At 28.7% G+C, this 4609-nt stretch carries 8 protein-coding genes; 7 read left to right on the top strand and 1 reads right to left on the bottom strand.

The window, feature by feature from the left end:
• From Q0C22_RS05550 to Q0C22_RS05535, 4 genes are all read left to right on the top strand, one after another.
• Positions 1-205: TIM barrel protein (locus Q0C22_RS05550; protein WP_291492620.1), on the top strand; the 205-nt coding region annotated here is incomplete at its 5' end.
• Positions 202-693: a DUF2726 domain-containing protein gene (locus tag Q0C22_RS05545; RefSeq protein WP_291492617.1), complete on the top strand. Its 492-nt coding sequence runs from the start codon at positions 202-204 to the stop codon at positions 691-693. The genes Q0C22_RS05550 and Q0C22_RS05545, both read left to right, overlap by 4 nt.
• Entirely contained in the window at positions 686-868 is a 183-nt protein-coding gene (locus Q0C22_RS05540) for a Trm112 family protein (protein WP_291492613.1), read from the top strand. Before Q0C22_RS05545 ends, Q0C22_RS05540 begins: the two co-directional genes overlap by 8 nt.
• 1 nt (position 869) lies before the next feature.
• Positions 870-1727 (top strand): NAD(P)-dependent oxidoreductase, encoded by an 858-nt coding sequence (locus Q0C22_RS05535; protein ID WP_291492608.1) that lies wholly within the window; start codon positions 870-872, stop codon positions 1725-1727.
• On the opposite strand, the gene Q0C22_RS05530 is transcribed toward Q0C22_RS05535, so the two are convergent.
• Entirely contained in the window at positions 1724-2104 is a 381-nt protein-coding gene (locus Q0C22_RS05530) for an Rrf2 family transcriptional regulator (protein ID WP_291492606.1), read from the bottom strand. The two genes, Q0C22_RS05535 and Q0C22_RS05530, sit on opposite strands and share 4 nt — an antisense overlap.
• A 77-nt stretch (positions 2105-2181) precedes the next feature.
• Here Q0C22_RS05530 and Q0C22_RS05525 point away from each other — a divergent pair, with 77 nt between their 5' ends.
• The 3 genes from Q0C22_RS05525 to Q0C22_RS05515 all read left to right on the top strand — a co-directional run.
• Positions 2182-3333 (top strand): replication-associated recombination protein A, encoded by a 1152-nt coding sequence (locus Q0C22_RS05525; protein WP_291492604.1) that lies wholly within the window; start codon positions 2182-2184, stop codon positions 3331-3333.
• Positions 3318-4241 (top strand): thiamine-phosphate kinase, encoded by a 924-nt coding sequence (thiL, locus tag Q0C22_RS05520; protein WP_291492602.1) that lies wholly within the window; start codon positions 3318-3320, stop codon positions 4239-4241. The genes Q0C22_RS05525 and thiL overlap by 16 nt, the downstream gene beginning before the upstream one ends.
• The coding region (locus Q0C22_RS05515; RefSeq protein ID WP_291492600.1) for a DUF21 domain-containing protein at positions 4222-4609 on the top strand (388 nt) is incomplete at its 3' end. The genes thiL and Q0C22_RS05515, both read left to right, overlap by 20 nt.

Below are 4609 nucleotides of genomic sequence, written 5' to 3'. Positions count from 1 at the left end.
ACTTTGGCATTTAAACGATTCAAAAGCTCCATTTGGTTCAAATCTTGATAGACACGAAAAACTTGGAAAAGGTCTGATTGGCTTTGAAAATATTAAAACCTTTCTGCGCTCAAAAAAACTTAAAAATGCCAGCTTTATATTAGAAACGCCAGGTACAAACAAAACACGTTTCAAAGAAGTTGAACTATTAAGGAAGTTTTTATGAAACCATGGTACTATATTTCTGTTCTTCTAATTGGTTTTAGCATTGTTTTTGTATTATGGTTGATTAGAAAATTTAAAGAGTTAAAAACCCCACAGATAAAAAAATATACACTCAAAGATTACTTGCTTTCAAAAAATGAACGTATAGTTTATGAAATACTGCTTTTATATGCTAAAGATTTTAATTTAGAAGTTCTGCCCAAAATGAGATTATCTGAATTTATACACGTTGATAGAAAAAATAGAAATGCTTTTTTTATTATTCAAAATAAATTTGTGGATTTTTTAATTGTTGATAATGTAAAAATAAAGCCAAAATATGCAATAGTAATAGAGAAAAAAAACCTAAAAGAATCAAACCTGGAACTTTTTGAAAATATTTTTAAAGAAATAAAACTAAAATGGATCCTAATTAAAGAAGAAGAACTTGAAAAACCATTGGAACTTAAAGAAAAACTTAAAAAAATTTTGGAGGAAGCTTATGCTTGATAAAAAAATACTCGATTTTATTGTATGTCCAAAATGCAAAGGTGAGCTCAAATTAGAAAATGAATTTTTAGTATGTTACAATTGCCAGTTAAAATACCCAATAAAAAATGATATACCAATACTATTAATAGAAGAAGCTCAAAATTTGAATGAAAACACCAAAAAGGAGGTTTAGTATGAGAGTAGGTTTTATTGGACTTGGAATAATGGGTAGTGCAATGGCAAATAATCTTTTAAAAGATGGCATAAAATTAAATATCTACAATAGAAGCAAGCAAAAAATCAATGAATTGGCAACAGATAATTTTGAGTTTTTTGATAATCCCAAACTGGTAGCACAAAATAGTGATATTATATTTTTAATGCTAAGCAACGATGAAGCTTGTGAAAATGTTGTTAATTCAAAAAATGGATTGCTGGAAGGCTTAGAAAATGGCAAAATTGTAGTAAATTTCAGCACTGTTTCTGCCTCATATTCTCAAAATCTTTACGATAAAGTAAAAAACAAAAATGCTTTATTTTTAGAAGCACCAGTTGTAGGAAGTAAAATACCTGCCCAGAATGCCCAATTGATAATACTTTGTGCAGGCGACAAAAAAGCTTATGAGACAGTTAATCCGTATTTTAAAAAACTATCCAAAAGAGTATTCTATTTAGACGAAGTACCAAATGCTTCTTACTTAAAAATTGTAAACAATCAGGTAATGGGTATCACAATGCAAGCATTAGCAGAAGGTCTTCAACTAGCAAAAAAACTTAATTTAGACTTGAATGTAGTGCTTGATTTATTAAACTCCGGTGCTTTTGCAAATTCAATGTTTGAACTAAAAGGCAAAAATATTTTGTCAAACAATTACGAAGCTCATTTTCCATATGAACACATGCAAAAGGATTTAGGATTTGCTGTAAAATTAGCAGAAGATAAAAAAGCTTTCTGCCCGGCTTTATCTATAGTTAACGAAACTTACAAAAAAGGTCTTGCAAATTATTCAAAAATCGACATGTGTGCTATATATGAAGCTTTAAATAATTAAAAATTTTCTAATTTGATATCTTCAAAAAGCTTTTCTATGGCTTTGTTTGTTTCCTGCCACATTTTTGTAGATGGACAATTTTGAATAAGCGTACAAACAAAGCCATCCTGTACACATGGTGCTAATTTAATACCTTCAGTAAAAATATCTATTAAATCCTTAAGTGATACATTTGTTTTTAAAATCCTATACCCTCCATGAGGGCCTTTTCTGCCTTCTACAATACCGTGTTTTTCCAATTTGGCTGCAAGTTGTTTTAGATAATTTTCACTGATTTTTGTTGTTTGAGAAATATTTTTAAGGCTCAAAGGTTTATCGCTTTTTTTGAGTTCTATTAAAAATCTTAAACTGTACCTTACATTTGTTGGCAAAAACATATTTGAATTATATAATGTTTTTATAAATTTTCAATAAAAATTTGATTTTTTGAGATCAAATTGATATAATTTCAAAAATGGAAAATGAAACAAATGAAAATGCCATTAAAAGTGCGTTTGAAATTCAAACCTTTGACCAATTAGTTGGTCAAGACCACCTTTTTTCTAAAGGAAAACCTCTTTATAATTTTTACCATAATAATACTTATCTTCCATCTTTAATTTTATTTGGACCACCAGGTAGCGGTAAAACCACATACGCAAAACTCATCGCAAAGAAAAAAAATTTAAATTATATATATTTAAACGCTTCAATTTCAACTTTTAAAGATATAAAATCATCTTTGACAGATAAACAAACACTTTTACTAATAGATGAAATTCATAGACTAGACCAAAAACAACAAGACTATTTACTATCTTTTGTTGAAAACAATGTTGTATTAATTGGAACATCATTTCATAATCCATATTTTAAGTTAAACAGAGCATTGCGTTCAAGATTGTTTGTTTATGAATTTAAAGGTTTAAGTGAAAAAGATCTATCAATACTTTTAGATAGAGTTTGCTTGCATGGCATTAAGATAGATAATGATGCGCGTTTCATAATAATCAAACAGTCAAATCATGATGCAAGGAAATTGATGAATATACTTCTTGCTCTAAATTTGAAACACATTACAAAAAAAGATGTAGAAAATCTCTTTAATATAGATCTGTCATATGATAATCTACAGGATCACTATGATTTTATTTCGGCATTTATTAAAAGCATAAGGGGCTCAGATCCAGATGCTGCTATATATTACCTTGCCAGAATGTTAGAAAGCGGAGAGGATCCAGAATTTATAGCCAGAAGATTGTGTATACTATCAAGCGAAGATATCGGACTTGCTGATAAAGATGCTGTTAATATTGCTGCAAGTACGCTTTTTATTGTTCAAAATATTGGAATGCCAGAAGCAAGAATCAATTTAGCATTTTGCACAATTTACCTGGCTTTAGCCAAAAAATCTAATTCAGCATATATAGCTATAAATAAAGCACAAGCTGATGTTAAAAATGGTTTGTTACTTAATGTCCCAAAACATTTAAAAACAAATTCGAAAGATTACCTATACCCCCATAATTTTAAAGGCGGTTTTGTAACACAAGAGTATTTAGAAAAAAAATTAAAATATTTCTACAAAAAAGAAAACGATAAAATAGAACAATGGATACCACAATAAAGGATTTAGGCGAGTTTGGGCTTATAGAAAAAATTAAAACGCTTTTTGGCAAACCACAAGACGCTTTAGGCATTGGCGATGATTGCGCAGTTTTACCTTTTGACAAAACCAACTTGCTTGTAACTGTTGATACATTAATAGAAAATGTACATTTTTTTAGCAACCACCCGTTGGATAAGCTTGCAATAAAAGCAATAAATATTAATATAAGTGATATAGTAGCCTGCGGGGGCTATCCAAAATGGGCTTTTTTATCATTATCTCTAAACCCACAAACGAAAACTTCTCAAATTGATTTATTTTTAGAAAGTCTGCAAAAATGCTTTGCCAATAGTAATCTAGAGCTTCTTGGCGGCAACACAACAAAGGATGATAAGTTATCCATAAACATAACTTTAATAGGAGAAACAGATAAACCCATTTTACGCTCAAGCGCAAAAGAAAATCAAGATGTTTATGTAACAGGCAAAATTGGCTGCGCTGCATGCGGTTTTTTTGCTATTAAAAATAATTTAAAAGAAAGTGATGAGTGTTTAAACAGGTTTCTTGCCCCAAAAGCAAGATTAGATTTAATTGAAAAGATAAAACCTTACGCAACTGCTATGATAGATATAAGTGATGGTCTTTTACAAGATGCTATGCACATTTGCACATCAAGCAATATAGGTATGGATATAATATTGGAAAACATAAATTTATGCGAAAGTAAATATTTAAGTGATATTGACAAAATAACATTTGGTGAAGATTATGAACTATTGTTTTGCGCTGACAAAAAATACAGGAATTCATTGCTTGAGATTAAAGATGTGAAGTTAATTGGATACACAAACAATAGCAAAAAATTGACAATATATAATAAAGGTAAAATCCTTACACCACAAAAATATGGGTTTAGACATTTCTGATTTATTTAAAATTTCCCTTTTTATTGTAACATTAGCTATAAGCGCTTTTTTATCTTCATCTGAAAAAGCTAAACATCTTTTTCATATAAGATATAAAAATCAAAAAACATACGAGATAATAACTAATCTTTTATCAAATTCTGAAAGTTTTATAACAATGTTGCTTATATTAAATGAATTTGTAAATATATTTGCATCTATTTTGTTCGCAAATATTTTTCAATCATTGTTTGGAAATAAATATCTTGCCATATCAAGTGGAATTGTTGTTTTTTTATTATTGCTTTTTGGTGAAATTACACCAAAAAGTATAGCTGTTAAAAACAATATTTTTATATCTACATTATTTGCTAGACCTCTTTATATTT

The organism is Desulfurella sp., from assembly GCF_023256235.1.
Taxonomy (GTDB): Bacteria; Campylobacterota_A; Desulfurellia; order Desulfurellales; family Desulfurellaceae; genus Desulfurella.
This window is presented reverse-complemented; position numbering and strand designations above follow the sequence as displayed.